The organism is Bifidobacterium sp. MSK.13.1, from assembly GCF_019131435.1.
Classification (GTDB): domain Bacteria; phylum Actinomycetota; class Actinomycetes; order Actinomycetales; family Bifidobacteriaceae; genus Bifidobacterium; species Bifidobacterium pseudocatenulatum.
In genome coordinates this window covers 88,679-112,964 of sequence record NZ_JAHOMM010000003.1, presented here as the reverse complement: position 1 = coordinate 112,964, position 24,286 = coordinate 88,679, and the positions used below count along the sequence as shown (strand labels likewise).

21 protein-coding genes are annotated in these 24,286 nt (G+C 56.9%); 12 read left to right on the top strand and 9 right to left on the bottom strand.

Going from position 1 to position 24,286, the window contains the following annotated elements:
- The first annotated feature begins 1 nt into the window (after window position 1).
- Window positions 2–943 (top strand): orotidine-5'-phosphate decarboxylase, encoded by a 942-nt coding sequence (gene pyrF, locus KSY55_RS09110; RefSeq protein ID WP_022244927.1) that lies wholly within the window; start codon window positions 2–4, stop codon window positions 941–943.
- Between the two features lie 72 nt (window positions 944–1,015).
- Window positions 1,016–1,603, top strand: a complete 588-nt coding sequence (gene gmk, locus KSY55_RS09105) for a guanylate kinase (protein WP_004219511.1) — start codon at window positions 1,016–1,018, stop codon at window positions 1,601–1,603.
- Window positions 1,604–1,750: 147 nt separating this feature from the next.
- On the opposite strand, the gene ilvD is transcribed toward gmk, so the two are convergent.
- The gene (gene ilvD / locus KSY55_RS05240) at window positions 1,751–3,610 is read right to left on the bottom strand and encodes a dihydroxy-acid dehydratase (protein ID WP_004219507.1); all 1,860 of its coding nucleotides are present in this window, start codon (window positions 3,608–3,610) and stop codon (window positions 1,751–1,753) included.
- A 212-nt stretch (window positions 3,611–3,822) separates the two neighbouring features.
- Here ilvD and rpoZ point away from each other — a divergent pair, with 212 nt between their 5' ends.
- From rpoZ to fmt, 5 genes are all read left to right on the top strand, one after another.
- Complete coding sequence (gene rpoZ, locus KSY55_RS05235; RefSeq protein ID WP_003836480.1) at window positions 3,823–4,107, top strand: DNA-directed RNA polymerase subunit omega; 285 nt, start codon at window positions 3,823–3,825, stop codon at window positions 4,105–4,107.
- Window positions 4,108–4,284: 177 nt separating this feature from the next.
- Window positions 4,285–5,499: a methionine adenosyltransferase gene (metK, locus tag KSY55_RS05230; RefSeq protein ID WP_022244924.1), complete on the top strand. Its 1,215-nt coding sequence runs from the start codon at window positions 4,285–4,287 to the stop codon at window positions 5,497–5,499.
- Between the two features lie 14 nt (window positions 5,500–5,513).
- Entirely contained in the window at window positions 5,514–7,745 is a 2,232-nt protein-coding gene (locus KSY55_RS05225; RefSeq protein ID WP_217749589.1) for a primosomal protein N', read from the top strand.
- Between the two features lie 78 nt (window positions 7,746–7,823).
- Complete coding sequence (locus KSY55_RS05220) at window positions 7,824–8,534, top strand: HAD family phosphatase (RefSeq protein WP_022244922.1); 711 nt, start codon at window positions 7,824–7,826, stop codon at window positions 8,532–8,534.
- A gap of 96 nt (window positions 8,535–8,630) precedes the next feature.
- Window positions 8,631–9,593, top strand: coding sequence for a methionyl-tRNA formyltransferase (fmt, locus tag KSY55_RS05215; RefSeq protein WP_004219500.1), 963 nt, complete (start codon window positions 8,631–8,633; stop codon window positions 9,591–9,593).
- Window positions 9,594–9,730: 137 nt separating this feature from the next.
- Here the strand turns inward: fmt and serB are convergent, their stop codons facing one another.
- Window positions 9,731–10,405, bottom strand: coding sequence for a phosphoserine phosphatase SerB (gene serB / locus KSY55_RS05210; protein WP_004219498.1), 675 nt, complete (start codon window positions 10,403–10,405; stop codon window positions 9,731–9,733).
- A 133-nt stretch (window positions 10,406–10,538) separates the two neighbouring features.
- Here serB and arc point away from each other — a divergent pair, with 133 nt between their 5' ends.
- The 5 genes from arc (at window position 10,539) to pafA (ending at window position 16,417) form a co-directional block, all read left to right on the top strand.
- Window positions 10,539–12,083, top strand: a complete 1,545-nt coding sequence (arc, locus tag KSY55_RS05205; protein ID WP_022244921.1) for a proteasome ATPase — start codon at window positions 10,539–10,541, stop codon at window positions 12,081–12,083.
- 43 nt (window positions 12,084–12,126) lie between these two features.
- Entirely contained in the window at window positions 12,127–13,710 is a 1,584-nt protein-coding gene (dop, locus tag KSY55_RS05200; RefSeq protein ID WP_217749588.1) for a depupylase/deamidase Dop, read from the top strand.
- 132 nt (window positions 13,711–13,842) lie between these two features.
- Window positions 13,843–14,673, top strand: a complete 831-nt coding sequence (locus KSY55_RS05195; RefSeq protein WP_004219491.1) for an inositol monophosphatase family protein — start codon at window positions 13,843–13,845, stop codon at window positions 14,671–14,673.
- Between the two features lie 86 nt (window positions 14,674–14,759).
- Complete coding sequence (locus tag KSY55_RS05190) at window positions 14,760–14,951, top strand: ubiquitin-like protein Pup (protein ID WP_004219490.1); 192 nt, start codon at window positions 14,760–14,762, stop codon at window positions 14,949–14,951.
- Window positions 14,951–16,417 carry a Pup--protein ligase gene (gene pafA / locus KSY55_RS05185; protein ID WP_217749587.1) on the top strand — a complete coding sequence of 489 codons (1,467 nt, stop codon included), beginning with the start codon at window positions 14,951–14,953 and terminating at the stop codon, window positions 16,415–16,417. Before KSY55_RS05190 ends, pafA begins: the two co-directional genes overlap by 1 nt.
- Window positions 16,418–16,557: 140 nt before the next feature.
- On the opposite strand, the gene KSY55_RS05180 is transcribed toward pafA, so the two are convergent.
- From KSY55_RS05180 to KSY55_RS05150, 7 genes are all read right to left on the bottom strand, one after another.
- Complete coding sequence (locus KSY55_RS05180) at window positions 16,558–17,358, bottom strand: hypothetical protein (protein ID WP_004219488.1); 801 nt, start codon at window positions 17,356–17,358, stop codon at window positions 16,558–16,560.
- Window positions 17,355–17,714 carry a hypothetical protein gene (locus tag KSY55_RS05175; RefSeq protein ID WP_022244919.1) on the bottom strand — a complete coding sequence of 120 codons (360 nt, stop codon included), beginning with the start codon at window positions 17,712–17,714 and terminating at the stop codon, window positions 17,355–17,357. The genes KSY55_RS05180 and KSY55_RS05175 overlap by 4 nt, the downstream gene beginning before the upstream one ends.
- Before the next feature lie 146 nt (window positions 17,715–17,860).
- Window positions 17,861–18,142, bottom strand: coding sequence for an HU family DNA-binding protein (locus KSY55_RS05170; protein WP_003808664.1), 282 nt, complete (start codon window positions 18,140–18,142; stop codon window positions 17,861–17,863).
- A gap of 153 nt (window positions 18,143–18,295) precedes the next feature.
- Window positions 18,296–20,731 (bottom strand): lysylphosphatidylglycerol synthase transmembrane domain-containing protein, encoded by a 2,436-nt coding sequence (locus KSY55_RS05165; protein WP_022244918.1) that lies wholly within the window; start codon window positions 20,729–20,731, stop codon window positions 18,296–18,298.
- Window positions 20,732–20,873: 142 nt separating this feature from the next.
- Entirely contained in the window at window positions 20,874–22,316 is a 1,443-nt protein-coding gene (gene purB, locus KSY55_RS05160; protein WP_055063123.1) for an adenylosuccinate lyase, read from the bottom strand.
- A gap of 116 nt (window positions 22,317–22,432) precedes the next feature.
- Window positions 22,433–23,914, bottom strand: a complete 1,482-nt coding sequence (locus KSY55_RS05155; protein ID WP_004219480.1) for a triacylglycerol lipase — start codon at window positions 23,912–23,914, stop codon at window positions 22,433–22,435.
- Complete coding sequence (locus tag KSY55_RS05150) at window positions 23,911–24,234, bottom strand: hypothetical protein (RefSeq protein ID WP_004219474.1); 324 nt, start codon at window positions 24,232–24,234, stop codon at window positions 23,911–23,913. The genes KSY55_RS05155 and KSY55_RS05150 overlap by 4 nt, the downstream gene beginning before the upstream one ends.
- Window positions 24,235–24,286: the final 52 nt, after the last annotated feature.

Sequence of the window (24,286 nt, the reverse complement as noted above, 5' to 3'; positions counted from 1 at the left end):
GATGAGCAGCCTCAGCAGTGAAGAAATGAGTGCCCAGCGTTCGGACTTCGGTCTGCGACTGAGCAATTCCATGGCCCAATATGGTCCGCTATGCGTGGGAATCGATCCACACAGGCAGCTTCTTACTGACTGGGGCTACAACGTAGACGCATTGGGTGCCGAACTATACTCCATGCGTATGCTGCAGGCAGCCAATGGGCGAGCGGCAGCTGTCAAATTCCAGTTCTCCATGTTCGAGCGCTACGGTTCGAAAGGTATCGCAGCGCTCGAGCGGGTACTGTACGCAGCCCGTCAAATGGGTATCATCACCATCGTTGACTGCCTGCATGGAGGCTTGCCGACTACGGTGTCCGCATTCGCCGATGTCTATTTCAAGCCGAGGTCTCCGTTGCTTGCCGACGCCATCACTTTGCTGCCATATTATGGCGCACGCTCGTTGGGCGGTGTCATTAACGATGCCCTGAACAACGGTCGAGGTGTATTCATTGCATCGCTGACCTCGAACCAAGAGGGCGCCAGCCTGCAGACCGCCATTCGTCAGGCAGGCGAGTACAAGGGCAGAACAGTGGCGTACGGCATTGCCAGCACGGCTCAGAAGTTCAATAAGGGCAATGACGGTATGGGTTCCGTAGGCTTGATCATCGGTGCCACCATCGGTCAGTGGATCAATGATTCCGGTGTCGATCCAGCCAAGTTCACTGGTCCTATTCTGTCTCCGGGCTACGGATGGCAGGGTGCTGAAACCCGCGACCTCAAGACGGTGTTCAAAGGCACCAAGGGCAATGTGCTCGTCACCGTGTCTCGCTTCATCGCCACGCATGGTCCGGATATTTCCAGTTTGGCCGCGGCTACGGAATCCGTGGCGCTCGATATTCGTCAAGCGCTCATCGAGGCCCAGAACGAAGTCGATGATGAGATTTTGGATGATGAAGAAGACGAGTAAATCATCATCGATTTGTCAACAATAATTCCTTCTTGTAAATATCTTCAGCAACTAATACAGAGTGAGGAAGCAATGACCGACTCCCAGCATGGCCGTTTGATCGTCCTTTGCGGACCGGCAGGTGTAGGCAAAGGCACTGTTCTCGGGCGCGTGCGCGAGCAGCATCCGGAAATCTGGCTGTCGGTATCCGCAACCACACGACAGCCTCGTCCAGGTGAAGTGGATGGCGTGAACTATTTCTTCATGCCCGAACAGGAGTTTCTCGACAAGGAAGCTGCCGGTGAGTTCTTGGAAACCGCCGACGTGTTTGGTCTCGCACATTACGGCACTCCCGTGAAACCTGTCGTGGAACATCTTGAGCGAAATATTCCAGTCATTCTGGAAATCGATATTCAAGGTGCTCGCAGTGTCAAGCAGCGTGCGGGGGAGTTGGGTATCGAGGTAATGACCGTGTTCATCGCGCCGCCGTCATTTGAAGAACTGGAACGACGCTTGATCGGGCGCGGCACTGAAACTCCGGAACAGCAGGCGAAACGATTGGAAACCGCAAAAATCGAGCTTGCCGCGGAATCGGAATTCGACAAAGTCATCGTCAATAATGTTGTGGATGAGGCAGCAGATGAACTGTGGAACCTTATCGCAACGGAATTCGATTTGTAATCATAATAATTACAAGGATTGTAATATGCGCTCGAACATATCGGGCGCATATTTTTATATAAAAGAAGCCAAGTATGAAATAAAAATGAGGATTGCGCAGCATATTAACTGCACAATCCTCATTATGTTATTTAATATTCGCTAGGATCAGGCGAGACCGGAAAGCTTGTTGATCAGCTCCGGATCGCGCGTGGCACCCTTGTCTGCGGAGCGGGCGAACGCCGCGTAGGCCTTCAGCGCCTGGGAGACCTTGCGGTCGCGGTGCGCCACATAGCCGTCGCCGGCTTCGAGTTCGGTGCGGCGCTGGGCCAGCTCTTCGTCGGAAAGCTCGACGTTCACCGTACGGTTCGGGATATCAATGTTAATGATGTCGCCGTTCTTGATCAGGGCAATCGGGCCCTTGTTTGCCGCCTCGGGAGCGATATGGCCGATGGCCAGACCGGAGGAGCCGCCGGAATAGCGGCCGTCGGTCAGCATGGCGACCTGCTTGCCGATACCCTTGCCCTTGACGAACGACGTTGGGTACAGCATCTCCTGCATGCCAGGGCCGCCCTTCGGGCCCTCGTAACGGATGACCAGCGCCATACCGGGCTTCAGAGTGTCGTTGAGGATGACCTCGATGGCCTGTTCCTGGGATTCGACGACCAGTGCCGGTCCACGGAAGGTCCAAATCTCCTTCGGCACACCGGCGGTCTTCACCACGCAGCCGTCAGGGGCGAGGTTGCCACGCAGCACGGCCAGACCGCCTTCGGTGACGGCCGGATGATCGATGTCGTGAATCGCGCCGTTCACACGGTCGCGGTCGAGGGAGTCGAACAGCGTGGTATGCGTCCACGGATCAGGGGACACGATGTGACCCGGGGCCGCCAGATACATCTGCTTGGCTTCCTCGGTGCAGGTATCACGCATGATGTCCCAGTCGTTGAGTTTGTCCTCAAGCGTCTTGTAATCGATGGAATGCACGTCGCGGTGCAGCTTGCCGGCACGGTCGAGCTCGCCGAGAATGCCAGTGATGCCACCGGCGCGATGCACGTCGGAGATCTCCCATTCGCCGGACGGCGAAGCCTTGCAGATGCAGGGCACGGTGTGGGAGATGCGCTCGATGTCGTCAAGCGTGAAGTCCACGTCGGCGGACTGCGCCATGGCGAGGATATGCAGCACTGTATTGGTGGAGCCACCCATGGCCACATCCATGGTCATGGCGTTCTCGAACGCTTCCTTGGTGGCGATGGAACGCGGGAGCACAGTCTCGTCATCATCGTCGTAATACTGCTTGGCGATCTTGACGATCTGCTCGGCGGCGCGCTTGAACAAATCCTTGCGGTAGGAGTGCGAAGCCAGAATGGTGCCATTGCCTGGCAGGGCCAGGCCGATGGCCTCGGTCAAGCAGTTCATCGAATTCGCGGTGAACATGCCGGCGCAGGAACCACAGGTCGGGCAGACGGTCTTCTCATAGGCGAGCAGATCCTCTTCGTTCAGATTGTCGTCGGCGGAGGCATACATCACGTCGATCAGATCGGTGTTCTTCTTCACGGTTCCGTCGGGAAGTACCGTGGTGCCGGCCTCCATCGGACCGCCGGAGACGAAGACGGTCGGGATGTTCAGACGCAGAGCGGCCATCAGCATGCCCGGCACGACCTTGTCACAGTTCGGGATGCAGATCAGGGCGTCGGCACAGTGCGCGTTCACCTGATATTCCACGGTGTCGGCGATGATGTCACGGCTCGGCAGGGAGTACAGCATGCCGGTGTGTCCCATGGCGATGCCGTCGTCAACGGCCATCGTGTTGAACTCACGCGGAATGCCGCCAGCTTCCTTGATGGCCTCGGAGATCAGTCGACCAACCTTGTTCAGGTGCACGTGGCCGGGCAGGAACTCATCGAAGGAATTGGCAATGGCGATGATCGGCTTGCCGAAATCCTTACCGTCCACGCCAGCGGCACGGTAGAGGGCGCGTGCGCCCGCGAATACTCGTCCATTCATCAGTTTTGCAGATCGCATTTCCATGTTCTCTATTGTGGTGGTTAAGCGGGACACGGTTTTGTCAAGAGTCACTATGTGGAATTCCCAGAAGCGTTATATTCGCGAGCATTGCCGAAGATGCTTGCGCTTGCCGAAAACATGAGAGAAAGGGCTTGAATCAGGTCCAGTGGCGGCCCTATACTTAAGACTTTGGAAAAGAAGCTTTTGGCTTATCTGATGATTGGGAGATAATCAATATGGCATTCGGCACTCAGCCAACCCCGACCGGTCTTGCGGAACCGCCGATCGATGACTTGATGGAGCATGCGGACTCCAAGTACGCTCTTGCTATTTTCGCAGCCAAGCGTGCTCGCCAGATCAATTCCTATTTCACCCAGCTCAACGAGGGCCTGCTGCAGAACGTCGGTCCGCTGGTGGAGTATCAGAATCAGGAAAAGCCGCTATCCATCGCTTTCCGTGAGATCAATGATGGTCTGCTTGAAGAGACCCTCGGCGAAGACGATCTGACCGAAGGCAACTGATGTAACGGTTCTTGCGATAAGAACCGGATTCCAAGTTTTCATTCGCCCCGATACCTGAGCGGTGCGCTTTGAATAGTCCATAGTGAAGCTATTGATTGCGTATGCGAAGGACGGGGCGTTTTTTTCGTAGCAATCAGAAGGGCGAACGTGTGGGGCGTTCGTGAAAGGAGCAGCCAGATGGCTGAATTGAAGTTGATTTCCGCTGAGTCAGTGACGGAGGGGCATCCGGACAAGGTCTGCGATCAGATTTCCGACGCGATTCTTGACGATATGCTTGCTCAGGATCCGCAGTCCCACGTGGCCGTGGAGACATGCGCCACGGTTGGCCAGTTCTTCGTGTTCGGCGAAGTGACGAGTGAAGGCTATTCCGATATTCAGAGCATTGTGCGTTCTGTGGTGCGCAATATCGGCTATACCAGTTCTCGCGTTGGTCTTGATGCGGATTCATGCGGCGTGACCGTTTCGTTGACCGAGCAGAGCTCTGAGATTAACCAGGGTGTGGCTCGTTTGAGTGGCGAAGCGGAGTCGAAGGCATCTCGCGAGCAGCGTTATGAGGCGCAGGGCGCCGGCGATCAGGGCGTGATGTTCGGCTATGCGTGCGACGAGACCGATGTGCTGATGCCATTGCCGATTTATTTGGCTCATCGCTTGGCTTACCGTCTTACTGAGGTTCGTAAGAATGGCGAAGTGCCTCATCTGCGTCCCGATGGCAAAACCCAGGTGACCATTGAATATGATGAGCATGATGCTCCCGTTCGTCTTGACACGGTGTTGGTGTCCACGCAGCATGATCCTCAAGTCGATCAGGCGTGGCTTAAGGAGCAGTTGACGGAACATGTGATTCGTCCTGTGCTTGATGATGTGCTTGCCGATCGTGTGGCGCATGATGAATATCGCGTGCTTGTCAATCCGACCGGTTCGTTTGTGTTGGGCGGTCCGGCTGCCGATGCCGGTCTGACCGGTCGCAAGATCATCGTCGACACGTATGGCGGTGCGGCTCATCATGGCGGTGGCGCGTTCTCCGGCAAGGATCCGAGCAAGGTGGATCGTTCCGCTGCCTATGCGGCGCGTTGGGTGGCCAAGAACATTGTGGCGGCAGGTCTGGCCCACAAGGTTGAGGTGCAGGTGGCGTATGCCATCGGCGTGGCCGATCCGGTGTCCATCAATGTGGAAACGTACGGCACTGAAAATGGTGTGACTCGCGAGCAGATCCAGCAGGCTGTGCGTAAGGTGTTCGACCTTCGACCGGCCGCCATTATCGACGAGCTTGATCTGAAGCGTCCGATCTATTCCAAGACCGCTGCTTACGGTCATTTCGGACGCAACGATGCTGATTTTACCTGGGAGACCACCAATAAGGTCGACGAGCTGAAAGCCGCCATCGAAGGCTGAGTTACCCTTGAATCATGAGTACTGAGGATGCCGAGCAGCTGGCGCTTGACGGGCTCGCCCCGCGCAAGCGGCGCAAGCGTGCGCCCGCGGTTAAAACGCCGGCTGCGGAGCATCCCATAGCCCAAGTGGTGCTGGATATTCAGGCCATCCATTTGGGGCAGACCTTCGACTATTACGTTGAGGAGAAGTATTCCGAAGCCGCCCAGCCCGGCGTAATGGTGCGTGTCCGCTTCGGCGGGCAACGGGTCAACGGCATCATTTGGAAACGGACCGATACCAGCGAAACCCCTGAATCGTCATTGCGGTTCATCGAACGGGTGGTCATCGATCGTGTGCTTGTGTCGGAATCCATGCGCAACGATGCCACACTTATCGCGGACGCATTCGGCGGAACGCGAGCCAATATCCTGCGTTTGGCGGTGCCTCCGCGCGTGGCTCGCGTCGAACAGGAACAACGTAGCGGCAATCGAACGGGTATTGAAAAAAACGGACGTATCGAATCGCTTGCCAAGATCGAGCGGGAATCGTACGAGCAGTTGCAGCGGCAATACGGTAATATCGACCTGCTTCGTACGGCATTGGAAGGGCAACGTTTCCAAGCGTTCGTGCTCGACCCATTGCCGGGATCCCATCATTGGAGGCAGTGCGTGGCCTGGATGGTGGCCGCGGCCTTATTGCAGGGCAAACCGGCGGTACTGGTGTTGCCGACCATGCGTGAGATTGAGGACATGGCCGAAACGTTGCAGTCGATCGGCTTGCGCTGTTTCGCGCCAACCCAATCATCCAACGGTGCGTACGGCGGCGATTTCGCCATTCTGAACGCGCAGATGGCGCCTGCTGAACGGTATCGTGCGTATCTGGCCATCAGTGGAGGGCAGGTGCGGTGCGTGATCGGCACACGGGCGGCGATGTATGCGCCGGTGGATGGCAATGCGTTGTTCCTCATTCTCGATGACGTGTGCTATCAGGATGCCGATGGCATGATGCCTTACGCCAACGCCCGCGGAGTGTTGCGGTTACGTGCAAAAGCGCATAATGGCGTGTTCGTCGCGATGGCCAATGCGCGCAGTGTGCAAAGCCAGTGGGAAACCGATGCGGCGCATGTCGGTGCCACCCAGGTCAGCGGTTTCAGTACGCCGATTCACGCATTCCCTGCCGTAACCAAGGAAGCGAGTCCTTGGATTCGTTGGCTGAACCGTGACGAATTGGCAAGACTTGCGGATTCGACCATCGGAGCGCGTGTGCCGCACACTGCGGTGCGAGTGCTGTCGAAGGCGTTGGAAAGCGGTCCGGTGCTGTTGAGCATTCCGCAGGATGGCATCGGTGAAGCATTGAGCTGCGCGAAATGCCACCGTCAGGCTCGCTGCTCGTACTGCACGGGTCCATTGGAACGGTTACGGGATGGGTCGGTGCGTTGTCGTTGGTGCGGTGTCGCCACTGTGCAATGGGCTTGCCCGGCATGCCATAACGAACGTATGCGCGTGGTTCGTGTGGGTGCCGCCGGAACTGCGCAGGAGCTGAGTCGACTGTTTCGTGGCGTGCCCATTGTGCTTTCAACGCCGAGCCAGCCACGCGGCATTGTTCCCGATATCGGGTTTGCGCCGCAGTTGGTCATCGCCACTCCCGGCGCAGAACCCCGTGTGCGTGGGAGGAACCCCTCGGAATGCGAATACCGGGCCGTGGCCATTCTCGACGCATGGACCAGCTTGTACGCCTTCGGCATTGACGCGGGCGTAGACACGTTGACGTCGTGGATGCGCGCGGTTTCGCTGTGCGCGCCGCGAATCAGGGGAGGTCAGGCCCTGTTGATCGGCGAAACCGATCCCACGCTCGCTCAATCGTTGATGCTTTGGAATTCAACGTTGCTGGCGCAAACCGAATTGCGGGAACGTGAACAAACCGCATTGCCGCCTGTGTTTGCCGCCGCATGCGTATGGGGACGTCGTGACGCGGTGAAGGTCACGCTGGAACGTATCGGCGCGTTGGGTGGGGGTGACCTGTCCGCCATCGAAACCACCGAAGGCATGCTGCCGTCCGTATTGGGGCCGGTACCTATTCCGCAGCCTCGGACCATTGATTCGCGCGAATTGGAAGGCACTGCGGATCGTGTCAAGGCGGTGGTGCGTGTGCCGCAAAGTCGCCGAGGTGAGTTGGCGTTGCGTTTGCGTTCCGCCAGTGCCCGCCATGTGGCCGCGCGCGAACCGGGAGAACTGCGTTTTCAGCTTGATCCGAAGGAGCGAATCTGACGCACGTCCCCTCGCCGTGAAAAACTAGACAGGTTGGCAGTTCGGCATGAGGCCGCACAGCAGTGAATGGAGGATCATATGAAGGGTTGGCCTGGAGAGCCTGATATGGAGTACGACGTGCTCATGGCTGACGGCGAAGCTGCGGTGAATGCGGGCAAGCCGATCACCGATGTGATTTTCGATTTCGGCAACGTGCTCGTCTACTGGGATCCGGTGGCCGTGATGACGCCCCGCTATAGCGACGAGCTTGTTGAACAGTTCCTTGACAACGATATTTCCGGCTTCTACGACATCAACGATGAACTGGACTGCGGCATGTCGAATGATGACGGCGTCGCCCTGATGCGTGAACGTTATGGAGACAAATGGGCCGACATGCTGCAGTACTATCTCGACAATTTCGTCGACTCGTTGACCGGCGTGGTGCCGGGCGCCCGCGTGCTCATCAACGATTTGAAAGCGGCCGGCGTGCATGTGTGGGGATTGAGCAACTGGCAGAAGGATCTGTTCCCGATCGCGCTCGACAATTTCGATATTCTGCGCAGCCTCGACGATCGTGTGGTTTCCGGATATGTCTCCCTGCGTAAGCCGAATAAGGATATTTACGAGTTCGCGTTGCAACAGTTCGGCATTGACGCTTCCGGCGCGGTGTTCGTGGACGATAAGGCCATGAATATCGTAGGTGCGAACAATGCGGGCATTCGTGGCGTTCGATTCAAGGATTCACGTGCGTTGCGTGCGCTGCTGATTGATGCGGGTGTGAAGATTCCCGCGGTGCATCAGGCATAGTGTGTTGCGTTCCGCTGCCTTACATGCTGTTGATGCGGCCGGAATGATTCCCACGATGATAACGATGTGATGAGGATTTGATAAGGAGGACTTTTCGTGCTGAAAGTGCTGTTTGCCGGTACTCCGGATGTTGCGGTGCCGTCGTTGAAAATGCTGGCTGAAGATACCGAGCGTTTCGAAGTGGTCGCAGTGCTCACCCGACCGGATGCTCCTACCGGGCGTGGACGCAAACTGGTACCGAATCCCGTGAAGCAGGCCGCTCTTGATCTTGGTTTGCCGGTGATTGAATCCGATCCGAGCGAGGAAACGTTCATTTCCGAACTTGCTGCGACCGGTGCCCAGGCCGCGGCAGTGGTGGCGTATGGCAAAATCCTGAAGCAGGATGTGCTCGACGCGCTGCCGATGGGATGGTACAACCTGCACTTCTCGCTGCTTCCGCAGTGGCGTGGCGCGGCTCCCGTGCAGCGTTCCATTTGGGCGGGCGAGAAGGTGACCGGAGCCACGGTGTTCCGCATCGTGCGAGCCATGGATGCCGGTCCGATTCTGGCGCAGTCCACTGTGGAAATCGGAGCGCATGAAACGGCGGGTGAGCTGCTGAACCGTCTTGCCGAGGATGGTTCCCGTTTGCTTGCCGCCTCGCTGCAGGCCATGGCCGACGATCAGATCGCGCCTGTGGAACAGCCTGCCGGCGCATATGAGGTGGCTCAGAAGATCACGGTTGAAGACGCGCATATTCGTTTCGACATTCCTGTATTCGCGGTGGATCGTCAGATTCGAGCCTGCACGCCCAATCCGGGCGCATGGTGCGAACTGCACGCCAATGCCGAAGCAGAACCGGCCACGTTGCATGTGTTGCGTGCGCAGGGCGCCGATATGAGCAATCCCAACACACCCGTTTCGCTAGAACCAGGGCGGATCGTGGCCGGAAAAAAGAACGTGTGGGTGGGTACTTCCTCAGATCCTTTGGAATTGCTGGAAGTCAAAGCCCAAGGCAAAAAAGCCATGCGTGCCGCCGATTGGGCGCGTGGCGCGCATCTCGACGGAGCCTACTGCAAGTAGTGTCGAATAAACGGATCATAACGATATTGCCGTGTGAACATCATCATTTCACACGGCAATATCGTTATCCTGCAATATCGGATTTTGCTATATCGCGACTCGGATCTATCGGGATTCGCATCATCGAAGAATGCGAATCAACGAAGAAAATCAAGAATCCGGGTCAAATCACGTTCGTTCACACGATGCGGAGCATCCGCCTGAACCGCAGGCTTGGCGCAGAACGCCACGCCAAGCCCGGCGGCATGAATCATCGGCAGATCATTGGCTCCATCGCCAACCGCAACAGTCTGACCCATGCTGATGCCCATGCGTGAAGCCCAATCACGCAGTGACTGCAATTTCACATCTTTCGTAACGATATCGCCAAGCACATGGCCGGTTAAACAACCATCAGCGGCTTCCAAACGATTCGCAATCCAAAAATCAAGATGCGCGTCGGCGGCAAGACGGTCCACGACTTCATGGAAACCGCCGGAAACCACGCCGACCTTCCAACCATGCGCATGCAAAGCGTCAATCAAATCAAGCGCCCCCTGTGTGAAATGCACGCGACGATACACATCATCGAACACCGAAGTCGGCAGATCCTTAAGCAGCGCAACACGAGCCTGCAACGCCTCGCGAAAATCAAGTTCGCCATTCATCGCACGTGCGGTAATCGACGCGATCTGCTCGCCAATTCCAGCGGCGGCGCCCAGCTCGTCGATGACTTCCTCATCGATCAGCGTGGAATCCACATCCATCACCAGCAGTCCAGGCTGGGAAAGGGTGGGAGTGGGCGCAATGTTCGGCGATTCTTGTTCAAGCATGGTTTTGATTGTCGGAAATCATGAGGACAATGGGTATTCTTAAGGGTTGAGCATGTTGAATGCGAATGCGCCATGACATGACGAAATGACGGAACGGCTCGAAACGCATTCGGTGGAAAGCGAGGCTGATGAAATGGATCAACGTGATGAGACGTTGGCGTCGTTGGGTGAGGCCAACGACCAGTTGATGGCCAAGAATCATGCGTTGGCCAAGGCGTTGAGCCGTGCCACCCAGGAGCTCACCAAGGCCAAGGCCCAGCTGAACCAGTTGGCGGGACCGCCCATGACCTTCGCCACCATGGTTCGCGTGCATTCCTCTCGCACGGACGAACAGGGGGTACAGCATGCCAGCGCCGAGGTGATTTCCGGAAGCCGTCGCATGATCGTGCCGGTTGCGGCGAATGTGCAGGCATCCAGGCTTGAGGCTGGGCGCACGGTGCTGCTCAACGAGAACATGGTGGTGGTTTCGCAAGCCGGCACCGATGCTGTGGGCGCAGTGCGCACGGTGAAGCAGGTCATTGATGATGGGCGATTGCTGGTCGCGGATGGCGGTGGAAACGTTGCGTTGGTCCGCCGTTCGGGAGCGCTGTCGAAAACTTCGATCAATGTGTCCGACCGTGTTACGGTCGATTCGTCCATGAGATTCGCGCTTGCGTTGGTTCCCGCGCAGGATGATGCCGACTTGGTGCTTGAGGAAGTGCCGGATGTCACGTTCGCTGATATCGGCGGTTTGGATGAGCAGATCGAACGTATTCGCGATGCCGTGCAAATGCCGTTCCTGCATCGCGAACTGTTCGAACGTTATGATTTGAAGCCGCCGAAAGGCGTGCTGCTGTATGGGCCTCCAGGCAATGGAAAGACGCTGATCGCCAAGGCTGTGGCCAATGCGCTCGCCGAAGGCGCTGCCGGCGGTCGTGGCGTGTTCCTGTCGGTGAAGGGGCCGGAACTGCTCAACAAGTTCGTGGGCGAGTCGGAACGCCTGATCCGCATGATTTTCAAGCGTGCGCGTGAGCGTGCGGCGGATGGCAAACCGGTGATCGTGTTCATTGACGAGATGGACTCGCTGCTGCGCACTCGTGGATCCGGCGTGTCGTCGGATGTGGAAACCACTATTGTGCCGCAGTTTTTGGCTGAACTTGATGGCGTGGAAACGCTTGGCAATGTTATGGTCATCGGCGCTTCGAACCGTATCGACATGATTGATCCGGCGGTGTTGCGTCCTGGTCGTTTGGATGTGAAGATTCGTGTGGAGCGTCCGAAAGCGGCTCAGGCGGCGCAGATCATCCGCCATTATCTGACCGACGATTTGCCGTTGGTGCCAGGGGTGGATGCGAAGGCTTTGATTGGGGTGCTGGTCAGCGATATCTATTCGACGGACGAGCACCGGTATCTGTGCGACGTGTGCGATGAGCATGGGCAATGGCATCCGATCTATCTGGCGGATGTGGTGTCGGGTGCGGTGCTGAAAAACATTGTGGATCGTGCCAAAACCCGTGCTGTGAAAATCTCCATCGAAAGCGGACAGCCGGCGGCGATTGGCGTCGATCTGTTGGCGAAGGCCGTCGACGAGGAGTTTCTTGAAACCCGCGATGCGGTGTTGGATGCCAATCCGGAACAGTGGAGCCGTATCAATGGTTTGGAAGCAGGGCGCATCACCCGTATACGACCAGTCGAATAATGCTGGCAGGCAACGCGAAATCAGACGAAGGGAAGTCGTATCAATGAGCGTTCGTCGAATCATGGGCACGGAAACGGAATACGCGGTTTCCGCTCTCGAAATGGAGCATTACAATCCGGTGAAGCTATCGTTCGATGTGGTCGGTGCCGCGGCGAACGAACAAACCAAGCATATTCGCTGGGACTATCGGCAGGAGGATCCGGTCAACGACGCCCGCGGCACCAGGCTGGAACGTGCATCCGCGCATCCTGATCTGTTGACGGACGCGCCGCAGCTCAACATCACCAATGTGATTGCAGTCAATGGCGGCCGTGTGTATGTGGATCATGCACATCCTGAATATTCCGCGCCCGAAACCGATGATCCCTTCGATGCCGTGCTCTACGACCATGCCGGCGATCTCATCATGCGTGAGTGCGCGCGCAAAGCCAGCGAACAGACCGGTATCGCAATCGCGCTGCACCGTAATAACGTCGACGGCAAAGGTGCAAGCTGGGGCACCCACGAAAATTATATGATGCTGCGTTCGGTGCCGTTTGACCAAGTTGCGAAACTCATGACGGCACATTTTGCAGCGAGACAGATTTTTACCGGATCAGGTCGCGTCGGTATCGGCGAACGAAGCGAAACCGCCGGATACCAGCTCAGCCAGCGCGCCGACTATTTTCATATGAAAGTCGGTTTGCAGACCACATTCGACAGGCCGATCATCAATACTCGAGACGAATCGCACAGCACGGATGCATACCGTCGATTGCATGTGATTGTCGGGGACGCCAATCGTATGGATGTGCCGCAGGCGCTGAAACTCGGCACCACCAGCATGCTGCTGTGGCTGCTTGAGCATGCCGAAGAGGCGGGATTGAACATAGACGAAGCGTTGGAGCCAATCATGCTCGCCGATCCGGTGAGCGCCATGCACGAGGTGTCTCATGATTTGACATTAGGTGCCATGTTGCCGCTGGAATATGGCGGCGAGACCTCGGCATGGCAGATTGAGGTCACCCTGCGTGGCCTGGTGTATGCTGCCGCTGCCGTGATCTATGGAACCGACACGTCCGGTGAACCGGCATGGTCTGACCGTTCGACCCGTAACATCATGGCGATGTGGGGGCAGGCGCTCGCCGATGTGGCTGCCATCAGGCATGCCGATGATGATGCGCGTTTGACGATGCGCGAGCAAGCTGGCCGCATTGAATGGCTATTGAAATGGCAGTTGTTGGAGAAGCTGCGTCGTAAAATTGGCTCCGGTTGGGATGATGCGCGTATTGCGGCCGTCGATTTAAAGTGGGCTGCGATTGATCCCGCTGACTCGATTTTCGATCGGTTGCGTGCCCAAACGGAGCGGTTGTTTACGGACGGGCAGTTGGTGCAGGCTTCGGTGGAAGCGCCTTCCGATACCCGTGCTTGGTTGCGTGCCGAAATGATTCGTCGTTTTCCAGAACAGGTTGTGGCCGCATCGTGGTCGCATCTTACGGTGCGCCATCGAACGATTGGTGATAATACCGTGGAGAATCCGATGGTCTCATTGGATATGTCAGACCCTCTGAAATATAGCAAATCTCAATGTTCCCGCTATTGTGAGCGTGTCCAAGATGCGGCGTCGATTTTGGAAATGTTACGGTGAAATGCAATCTGTGCGGGTAACATTGCCATCAATTGGTCGCGAAGAACGACCATTGACAACAGGTAACATCATCCCGGTATTTTGAGGAGAGGACGTGCCGGGACTGTACAGAGGAAACGAAAAGGCATATCTATGGAACTGAGGCAAATCGCCCTCGAAGTCGCACGCATCCTGCAGGACGCAGGCAAGCATGCGTTGAACGACCAGATGAATCCGCACGACATGAGAAAACTGGAAGTGTCCGAAGACTGCTTCCACTTCACTTCAGACACCGACAAGCGCCTGCAGCAGTTCATCAGCAACCGCCTGACCTATGTCAACGTGTTCGACGGCTTCTGGCAGCTTCGCCCTGAACAGTGCTATCCCGGCCAGCGATACTGGTGTGTGGGTGGCATCGACGGCGTGATCAATTTCGCGCGAAGCATGCCGGAATGGGCCATCACCGTGACATTGTTCGAATTCAACGACCAGTGCTCCGCACAGCCGATCCTTTCGATTGTGCACGCTCCGGCACTGGGATTGACGTATCTTGCGGTGCGTGGATCCGGCGCGATTCGTATTCGCAAAACTCCGTTGGGAGACAAACGCGAGAAAATCATTCCTTCCACCACGTCGTCCCTCGATGGTTCGGTGGTGAGTTTCGGCATGTCTCCGGTATCGTCCGAATCGCAGCGTGCGCTCGATGTGGTGGCGAAGATTGCCGGACGTCCTGCCGATATTAAACGTGTCGGCCCGGCGTCCCTTGATTTGTGCAAGGTGGCCGACGGTACGTACGATGCGTATTTCGAACCGCACTTGCATGAGTGGGACGTACCTGCCGTGTCTGCTGGTGCTGTGGTGATTTGGGAGGCGCAAGGCCATCTGACCCAGTGGAACGGCGAAAGCGTTCACTGGCGCCAGGAGAACGATGTGATGGCCACCAATGGTCTGATCACCAATGATCTGAGCCAGTATTTGGCATAGTGTTGCATGCTGCGCCACACCTGATATAAGGTGTGGCGCAGCGTTTTTTTGCAGGTTTGCAACCGGAAGTTACAGGGAGGAATGTCATGCCTCAGGAATTTGAACAGGCTCAATCCGCATCCGCAGGCCAAGAGGTGGGTGACATTGTCGAATCCGCCGGCGTACAAGTCGACGGAACCGCTGATGCGTTGGATGCCGTGCTTGACGATATCGAATCGGTGCTCGAGTCCAATGCTGAGGAATATGTCGGTAGTTTCGTGCAAAAAGGCGGCGAGTGATGCCGCAGCTGCGAGACAGCGGCAATCATTCCTCGTCACCGCTTGATGCGGGAACGTTGCGTGAGGTTCATTCTTTCGCTCGTATTTTCGGCATTGAAACGGAATACGGCGTCAGCGTGACCGGTGCGGATGTGCCATGCGACGCCAGCCAGACGGCAATGATGATGTTCCAGCCGATCGTTGCCTCCGCGCGATCGACCAATACGTATATTGAAAACGGGTCGCGACTGTATCTTGATGTCGGATCGCATCCTGAATATGCCACGTCCGAGGCCTGCGATCCCATGGACGCCCTTGCCGTGGATGCGGCCGGCGAACTGGTGATGCGCGATCTTGCGTTGGACGCCCAGCAAAGGCTTCGAGCCACGCATGGGCCACGTGCCACAGTGCATGTGTTCAAAAACAATGTGGATTCCGCAGGGCATTCCTTCGGCTGCCATGAAAACTATCTGGTACGTCGTTTTGTGTCGTTGGACGTCATCGAACACGAATTGCTGCCGTTCCTGATTACCAGGCAGCTGTTCACTGGCGCAGGCAGGGTGACGGAATCAGGTTTCCAGATCACGCAGCGTGCCGATTTTCTGGATGAGGCTGTTTCATCGGCGACCACAAGATCGCGTCCAATGGTCAACACGAGGGATGAGCCGCATGCCGATCCCGACGCCTTCCGAAGGCTGCATGTGATCATCGGCGATTCAAACCGTTCTCAATGGGCCACGATGATGAAGCTGGCCACCACGCATCTGGTGCTGTGCGTTATCGAACAGGCTGGGCGTGAAGGACGTGAGTCGGGATTCTCGCGGTTCGCGTTCGCGGACGCCGGTGCCGCAAACCGTGCGGTCAGTCGCGATATGAGCGGCGTGAATGCTTCGTTTGCCATGGCCGATGGATCGACGTTGCAGGGTGGTGCCGTAGCCATGCAGGAACGTTATCTACAGGCTGTGGAACAGTTCGTGGATGAGCATCCGGAAGTGGCTTCGTCGTTGCCTCGCACCGATGTGCACGATGTGCTTCGTCAGTGGCGCAATACGTTGGAAGCGTTCCGTTCCGGCAATGCAAATGCTTTGGGAGACAGCGTGGACTGGGTGTGCAAGTACCGCCTGTTTGAAGCGTTACGTGCCCGTTCCAGTGCGGATCTTCCGCTGAGCAAGCTGGAACAGTTGGATCTGGACTATCATGACGTGGCCAATGGCGCGTTGTATGCGTCGTTGCTTCGCCGTGGTGCCTTGCGTTCGCTGATTGACGGTCGTGAGGCGCAAAAGGCGCGTACCATGCCGCCGGCGGATACTCGTGCCGCATTGCGCGGCAGATTCGTCAGTGCGGCCAAATCGCATGGCGCGCAGTATTCCTGCGATTGGACCAGACTATCGTTGCATGCGCCGCGGAAGATGGATATGGTGCTGCTGGATCCGTTCCAATGCAGGGAGAATGAGGATTTCCAAGCCATGATTGGCGCTTTGGAGTAAGCGATGGTGGCAATGGGAAACGTCGATGGGAGTGGGGTGTGGCCGACAGGCTTCGGTCACACCCCACTCCCATATCGGTATGTTCTCCTGAATTGTTTTGCGATTGCGCTGCGGTCGCTTTCGTTTTTGATTGGCTTGAATCAGGCTTCGCCGCGATATTTCGCCATCATCTGCGATTGCAGCTGTTGCGCGCTTGGCGGCGTCCATGTGATGGCATCCGCGCCCGCTTCGATGGTGGCGAGGATGCGATCTTCGGATCCGCCTCCCGATGCCAGGATCGGTATTTCCGGATGATGCGCACGTATGCTTGCCACGACTTGCGCGGTGCGTGCTCCGGCTGCGACGTTGATGATGGCCGCACCGGCGAGAATCTTGCATTCGGTGATTTCGTCGTCTTCCGTGACTGTTGCGATAACGGGAATGTCGACCATGGACATGGTGGTTTCGATGGTTTCCGCGGGTGCCGGCGCGTTGATGACGACGCCTGCCGCACCTTGCATTTCAGCCACCATGGCCAGCTCGGTCACACGCGGACCGGTGGTGGTGCCTCCTCCGACGCCTACGAAAAGTGGCATTTGTGCCACAGTGAGCAACGCCTGTGTGATCACCGGTTCTCCAGTGAACGGGTAGACGGCGAGAATGGCGTTGGCATTGGTATTACGGATGATCGCAGCGTCGGTGGTATAGGCGAACGATTTGAGCGTATGGCCTTTGACTGTGATGCCGCCGCAATGTTGCGATATGACTGCGGGTACTCTCGCATTGGGGGAGGAGAGGCGACCTTCGATGCGTGCGGTTCCATAACGGGTTCGTGACACATGTGGTGTTGTGGAATGCTGTTCCACGGCCACGGCTTCACTGGGAGTGAACAGGGATCGTTTGTCGATGCGGATTGGTTTGGGGGCATTTGCTTCGGGAATGGTCTCCTGCTCGTCGCTCATTCCTGCACCTCCGTATCTGTGTGATTCAGCATAAGGAATTCATGGATGGCTTTGCGTCGCTCGACAACCTCTTCATCGAGAATCCTGGTGTCGGTGTTGTCGATGATGCGCTGCAGAAGTTCGCTGAGGGTGGAAAGATCCTCGGTGCTGAGGCAGTCAAGCATGTGCGTTGCCGTGTCATGGCTTTTGGGAAGTTGTTGCAGCGGTGGCACGCCACGACGTGCCGCTTCGACGTTGCATACTCGTGTGGCGGCTCGTAGCGCGGTCTGTGTGCGTGTGGCCTTCAGCTTGGTATGCAGCAGCAGAATGTTCAATTCATGCAGTTGATTGATGACTTCCTTGCGTTGATCGGTCATGTCTCTCTCCATCTATATGGACACGATGTCTAATATATATGCATAGTGTAGCGCAGAATGACGCTTGTACAAGTGTCATGAACGACGAAAGCCCCGACCGTCATGGTCGGGGCTTTCGTCGTGTAAGCAACATATCAGTACATGACTTACTTGGTGACAGCCTTCTTCAGCAGGGAGCCGGCGGAGATGCGAACGCCGTAGGTTGCCGGAATCTCGATGGTCTCGCCGGTGCGCGGGTTGCGTCCGGTGCGGGCGGCGCGCTTGACGCGCTCAGCGGAGAACAGGCCGGTCAGCTTCAGGCCTTCGCCGGACTGCATCGCCTCGACGAACACGTCCTGGAAAGCGTTCACAGCTGCCTCAGCCTGTGCCTTGGTCAGGTTGGACTTCTGAGCGATCTTCGAGACGAGATCAGACTTGTTGTATGCCATAAAGCATCCTTCTTGGGTCAGGGGACATTCTGATTACGAACATCCACGTTCTCTATGATATTAGCGCACTCTTATGAGGAAAATGGCATTTTACAAGGGTTTTGGTCGCTTTTTTGAAAATCAGGGGGAAAACAAAGTGTACGGGGGTGTTTGTCAGATCAAATTATGCATGTCAAGCCATTTCATGGCCAACGCACCGACCGGAATACGCAACCAGTAGAAGGCGATTCGGTAGACAAGAGTAGCGGAAACCGCGATGGAGGAGGGGATGCCCACGGCAGTGAACGCCACCGACAGCACGGCCTCCACGGCACCCAGACCGCCAGGAGTGGGAACCGCGGAGCCCAAAGTGTTGGCAAGCAGGAAAATGAAGGTGGTTTCCGCAGGATTCGTGTGGTATCCAAACGCCATCAATGCTGCCCAGAATCCCAGTCCGGTCGCAAGGTTAAGCACCAGTGCGCCGGCAATGCCAAGGGCCAGTTCCTTTGGCCGTGCAAGCACATTGACCAGGTTGCGCGCGTATGCTTTGACCACTGGAAGGTATTTCTCGGTCACCAAATGACGCACTGGAGGAATCGCCATGGCGGCCGACACAACCAACGCGACGATGGCGATCACCATGATCAGCGTATTGGTCGGAATCATGCCGGACAATGTGTTGCGGCCGGTGAATAGGCCAATCGTCAGCAACAACACGATGGTAGTGCCTCCCTGTACGGCCCAGACCGCGCTCATAACCGCGGTCGCAGCCGTACTGCGATAGCCGCTTTTACGAAGGAACTGCAGGTTGACGAATGCTGGACCGACGCCGGCCGGCATGGACACCGCAGTGAAACCGGACGCCATCTGAGAGCAATACAAGCCGATCGTGTTGCGTTTATCGGAATCCATGAACACACCCAAGGTGATAGCGGAACCAAGCCACGCCACAAAGCCAAGCGCGACGCAAACCAACGCCATGGCGAGATTGGCGTCTCTGACGGCCTTGATCATTTCGGCCGGCTGAATCTGGGTGAACACCACATATACGGCGACCACCAGCAGCGCAATCGCAATGAACGAGCGAAGACTGAACCGGGAAAGCGTGACTTTTTCCATGGAATCCGCGACATCCTGCGGAGCGAGCGCCGAAATACGCGTACGTAAATCGGTAAGCACATGCTTGTCCCAGCCAGGCAATGCGCGCGTGGAAGCGGGAATGGCAGCCTTCTGTATGAAGGGTGCCAAATCGATCAGCTGCTCGTCTCCCCAAGTCCTGCGAGCGCAGGCGATCGCACGATCATTGCCATTGAGTGTGGCAAGAAGAACCAGCAACTGTACTTTGTCGAGTGCGAAGTTCGGAGCGGAACTGCCATAATCGCCATTATGCCAACCTGCGATTACCGGATGCCCGTTTTCCATGCGGGACAGGGTTTCCGGAGTGATGCGACGATGGGTGAAGCCATGATGGTGTGCTGTGGTGAGATATTCCATGAACGCTTCCATATCATGGTCGGACATGGTGTTTTGGTTGCATTCCAATGGCATGCGGTTGCGGTGGAACACCAGAATGGAGGATTCTCCATAATCGGCCACACCATACACGCGCGGAGTTTCCAAACCGGCATTGGACAGGCCGAGAATCATGGCGTAATGATGGTGCATGGCGTCAACCGAGGAACGGTCGCGACGCATGGAAACACCGGTCAGGCGAAGCCACTGCCATACTTGGTTGAGATATCCGGCCGCATGCACTTGATTGTCGAGTACGGAAACGGTGTATTGCTTGCCGTCATAGTCGACAACATCGTAAATACGGGAATTTTCGGTCAGATCGTCATCCAGCGTGGCCTTCAATACTCCCGAATCGACGTAGGGGGCGACTCGGCGGGTGAGCAATGATGTGTCAATACCGATGGAACGCAATGATTGCGCGATTTGTGATCCCCACGCGCCATTGTTCTGCGTGCCTATGGCGAAACGGATCAGCATGCCGATAACACGGCCTATGGCGTAGGATGCGATGACGCCAGCCAGTGAATTCCATGAAAGCACGACCATCAGCACTGCCACTGCATACAGCACGTTCCAGCCCCATTTGGTGCATGAGCGGATACGCCGAGGGCCGGAGACGGTGAGGAACGATGCCATGGCGGCATAAAAATCGGGGAGCAGTCCAGTGCCTACGGATGTGCTGTTGGATTGCAGTGGAATGATCAGCATGGTATTGCCGGAGTTGCTGATCAGCGCGGATATGCCCCACACCGCAAAGAATCCGAATATGAGGGAAACCACGGAAATCACGCTTTGCAGCCACTCTTTGGAAGTAAGCAGCTGGATGAGCACGCTGACGGTGATGCATACGATGGCAAGCTGCTGCAATAATGCCGAGGGAACATCCATCAGCCAGCTGACCACGCGGCCGGCGGAATGAACGTCGGATTCCACGCCGGACGCGGTGCCATGCAAGTACACGGAGAACAGAATCACGCCTATGCCGAGCACCAAGGCGAAGAATGCGTGCGTCAGATCGGCGAAATCACGACTGCGCTTCGGCGGCACATCGTCGATATGCGGGGCGGGCTTATTGACTGCAGGGGAGTGAGACACTGTTGACTTGCTCCATACGTGAGATTGGCTTCAGGTGGGTCATATCGCCCCACTGCATTCGATAATACGCCCTGAGGGTGGCTACGAAATACGCGGCCACCCTCAGGGCGTATGGTTTTGGTACTTATTTGACAGCTTCGGTTCAGCGGTCGAAATCTACCAGTTTGCTGGCGACGCCGGTATATGTTGCCGGAGTCAGCGCCTTCAGACGAGCCGTGGTAGCGTCATCGAACGCCTGCTGATCGATGAACTGCTCGACGGCTTCCTTGGAGATCTCATGGCCGCGCATAAGCTCCTTGACTTTCTCGTACGGCTTGTCCATGCCCGGCAGGCCGGCAAGTTCGCAGGCGCGCATGGCGGTCTGGATCGGCTCGCCAAGCACCTCCCAGTTGGAGTCCAGCTCGGCTTCGATGGCGATGTCGTTCGGATGGATGGAGTTCAGACCGCCCATCAGATTGTTGAGCGCGAGCACGGAGTAGCCCAACGCGGAGCCGATGTTGCGTTGCGTGGTGGAATCGGTCAGATCGCGCTGCCAACGGGATTCGACCAGCGTTGCGGACAGCGTGTCGAGCAGCGAGCAGGAGATCTCCAGATTGGCTTCCGCGTTTTCGAAACGAATCGGATTGACCTTGTGCGGCATGGTGGAGGATCCGGTAGCACCCTTGACTGGAACCTGGGCGAACACGCCACGGGAGATGTACATCCACACATCCACGCACAGGTTGTGCAGAATGCGGTTGGTGTGGCTGATGGTGCCATACAGTTCGGCCTGCCAATCATGCGATTCGATCTGAGTGGTGAGCGGATTCCACGTCAGACCCATGCGGTTGGTGACGAATTCGCGGGAGACGGCCACCCAATCGACATCCGGGCATGCGGCCAAATGCGCGCCGAACGTGCCGGTAGCGCCATTGATCTTGCCGAGATATTCCTGAGCCCTGACCTTGTTCAGCTGGCGGTTCAGACGGTACACGTACACTGCGAGTTCCTTGCCAAGCGTGGTCGGTGTAGCAGGCTGGCCGTGCGTTAACGACAGCATGGCCTTGTCACGGTATTCCTCAGCCTTCTGAGCCAAATGGTCGACGATGGCCTGAGCGCCCGGCAGCCACACATTCTCGATGCCGTTTTTCACGCAGCGGGCGATGGACAGGTTGTTGATGTCTTCGGACGTGCATGCGAAATGTACCAAAGTCTTCAGGCCGGTCAGCTGGGTGTCGTGGCCAAGCACGTCGGCGGCCTTGTCGAGCTGGTCGTCGATGTAGTATTCCACGGCCTTCACATCATGATGGGTCTTTGCCTCATGGGCGGCGTGTTGCGCGATACCCTCGGCGCCGAACTCCTCAGGAATGGCGCGCAGAAACGCCTGTTCCTCATCGGTGAGCGGCTTGACGCCGGGAACGATGGTCTGGTTGCCGTTGCCCTCGAAACCGTTGGCCAGCAGAATCATCCATTCGACTTCGACGCGCATGCGCTCGCGGTTCAACGCAGGTTCGCTCAAATATTCGACAAGCGGAGCGGTCTGCTGATGGTAGCGGCCGTCAAGAGGGGTCAATGCGATTGCAGGGGAGATATCAGTAAGCTTCATAGACTACAGCATACGTTCAGCCGTAAACGAGAGTTGCGTATCTGTCCGCTCGGTGGATGGCTTTCATGATGTATGCCGTGATACCGTTCTTGTTGCGCCGTGGCTGCAGTGTTTTTTCATTTGCTCATGCGCCCTTCGAAATACATGACTTCCTGCAGATCGCCGTCGATGATCTCATCGAAATGCCGTTCGTGGGTGTTCACTGCGGTGGATCCCATGTCCGTTGCGTTCTGGTATGCGGCTTGGTGATATTTGAGCCAATGCGTGATTTCCTTGTTGTCTGGAGCGTCTGTGACGGGAGTGCCTGCGAACGTTGATTCCTGGTTGCTGCTGGATTTGCTTGCGGTGCCGCGTACGGTCAGCCAATGGTCGGAACTGGGGTTGGCGGCGCCATCGAGGGCCGCCACGAGCTCGTCGTCCATTTCCACGCTGGTCACCCATGTTTTTTCCGGAATCGGATGATTGGCGACGGGCGACCCGGCGGTAACCACATGTTCGATGTCATAATCGTCTTTCAGGTCCGAGGCGATGGTGGCGGCAACGATGCCACCTTGCGAATGTCCGATCAATGCGACGGGCTCATTGGATTTGATGCCGGCCTGTTTCATGGCTTCCTGCACCATTCGCGCACTGTCCGCTTCCATGCGTTGCTTGCTGTCCGAACTCATGAGTTCGACGTTTTGCGGCCACCCAAATGGAGAATCGTGCTTGCCGTCTGTGCCTGGAATGGTGACGAGCCATGAGTTGGTTCCGTCGGATTTACGGTATTTGGAGATGGCGATGGTGCCGTAGTCAAGTCCGCTGTCGAGATCGGTCTTGCCGAGACGTTCCTCGGCAAGACGTCGAAGATCCTCCATGGCCTCTCCGACATTATGCGATTCACGCACCACTTCGGTTTTCGGATGGACTTGGGTGACGGTGAGATTGTTGCCCTGGATCAGGTTGTAACCGCGCGACGATGCCTTGGAGATGGTGCCGGCTGCATGGTTGACCTCATCGGTACGCAGCAGGCCTTTGGCCTTGCCGTATCCGCTGACCGCGGCGCCGGCCGCGCTCATGATGCCTTCCTGCGCCCAATCCAACGAGTCCAGCAGATATATGGGATTGGATTTGCCCTCATTGGTGGATCCCATCACATATCCCAAGGCGGACATGGCTGCGCCGGCGAGTATCGATTCCTTCGGGAACGATGTGATCGCCACTTGCAGCAGTTCGTTCAGTGTTCTTCTGCCAGCGTCGTCGACCTGGGAATATAACGATTGCGCGCGAATGATCAGCGCCGATAGCTCAGACAATCTTGCCGCCATGGCTCCCAGCGCGCTTGCATGGGCGTCACATTGTTCGACGAGCTGGTCGTATGGCAGTTCGATGTGATCCGTGGCATTGCAATAGGGGCTTGATCCGGACAGCGAGGCGATGGCCGACGACGCATAGGGGTAGGAGGAAAGCTGAAGGCTCAATGCCCGGACTGAATCATGGGCGCGGTTCAGAGCGTCGGCTTGATGGCTGAGGGCTTTTGCCGCGCGCATATATGCCTCGGTTTCCTCCGTGGAGTATTTGCATCCGCCGCTGACTTTGGCGGTCACTTCCCAGCTCATGCCGCACCTACTGCCCATAGGAGACGCAAGGTGGCGTTGATCGAATCCCGTAGCGTCAGGGATTGCTTGCGTAACTCATCAAGCCGCGCGCGGTATGATTCGGCGGCGGTTCCTGTCCAATCGGGCAATGAACTGGATGCGAGCGTGGCGTCAAGATCGTCAAGATGTTTCGATATGGATGTGAGCTTGGCATTGACGAGCAGTTGGGTGGTTCGCACGCCAGCACGGCAATGGCATGGCATGCCTGGCGTTGAGGCCAAGGTGTTGATGAGGTTGAACCCCAGTCCGGGAATAAACGGATAGGTGATTGATGCGTTCATAGCTATATTGGAGCACATCGGGCGGTTGCCCAAGCCGGCGAACAAGGCTTGT

Excerpts from the sequence above, each read along its gene's own strand:
- pafA (WP_217749587.1), top strand. The coding sequence starts at position 14,951 with ATGCCGCAGCTGCGAGACAGCGGCAATCATTCCTCGTCACCGCTTGAT.
- serB (WP_004219498.1), bottom strand. The coding sequence starts at position 10,405 with ATGCTTGAACAAGAATCGCCGAACATTGCGCCCACTCCCACCCTTTCC.
- KSY55_RS05225 (WP_217749589.1), top strand. The coding sequence starts at position 5,514 with ATGAGTACTGAGGATGCCGAGCAGCTGGCGCTTGACGGGCTCGCCCCG.
- KSY55_RS05190 (WP_004219490.1), top strand. The coding sequence starts at position 14,760 with ATGCCTCAGGAATTTGAACAGGCTCAATCCGCATCCGCAGGCCAAGAG.
- KSY55_RS05195 (WP_004219491.1), top strand. The coding sequence starts at position 13,843 with ATGGAACTGAGGCAAATCGCCCTCGAAGTCGCACGCATCCTGCAGGAC.
- gmk (WP_004219511.1), top strand. The coding sequence starts at position 1,016 with ATGACCGACTCCCAGCATGGCCGTTTGATCGTCCTTTGCGGACCGGCA.
- ilvD (WP_004219507.1), bottom strand. The coding sequence starts at position 3,610 with ATGGAAATGCGATCTGCAAAACTGATGAATGGACGAGTATTCGCGGGC.
- KSY55_RS05175 (WP_022244919.1), bottom strand. The coding sequence starts at position 17,714 with ATGACCGATCAACGCAAGGAAGTCATCAATCAACTGCATGAATTGAAC.
- KSY55_RS05180 (WP_004219488.1), bottom strand. The coding sequence starts at position 17,358 with ATGAGCGACGAGCAGGAGACCATTCCCGAAGCAAATGCCCCCAAACCA.
- purB (WP_055063123.1), bottom strand. The coding sequence starts at position 22,316 with ATGAAGCTTACTGATATCTCCCCTGCAATCGCATTGACCCCTCTTGAC.
- dop (WP_217749588.1), top strand. The coding sequence starts at position 12,127 with ATGAGCGTTCGTCGAATCATGGGCACGGAAACGGAATACGCGGTTTCC.
- rpoZ (WP_003836480.1), top strand. The coding sequence starts at position 3,823 with ATGGCATTCGGCACTCAGCCAACCCCGACCGGTCTTGCGGAACCGCCG.
- KSY55_RS05170 (WP_003808664.1), bottom strand. The coding sequence starts at position 18,142 with ATGGCATACAACAAGTCTGATCTCGTCTCGAAGATCGCTCAGAAGTCC.
- metK (WP_022244924.1), top strand. The coding sequence starts at position 4,285 with ATGGCTGAATTGAAGTTGATTTCCGCTGAGTCAGTGACGGAGGGGCAT.
- KSY55_RS05220 (WP_022244922.1), top strand. The coding sequence starts at position 7,824 with ATGAAGGGTTGGCCTGGAGAGCCTGATATGGAGTACGACGTGCTCATG.
- arc (WP_022244921.1), top strand. The coding sequence starts at position 10,539 with ATGGATCAACGTGATGAGACGTTGGCGTCGTTGGGTGAGGCCAACGAC.
- KSY55_RS05150 (WP_004219474.1), bottom strand. The coding sequence starts at position 24,234 with ATGAACGCATCAATCACCTATCCGTTTATTCCCGGACTGGGGTTCAAC.
- pyrF (WP_022244927.1), top strand. The coding sequence starts at position 2 with ATGAGCAGCCTCAGCAGTGAAGAAATGAGTGCCCAGCGTTCGGACTTC.
- KSY55_RS05155 (WP_004219480.1), bottom strand. The coding sequence starts at position 23,914 with ATGAGCTGGGAAGTGACCGCCAAAGTCAGCGGCGGATGCAAATACTCC.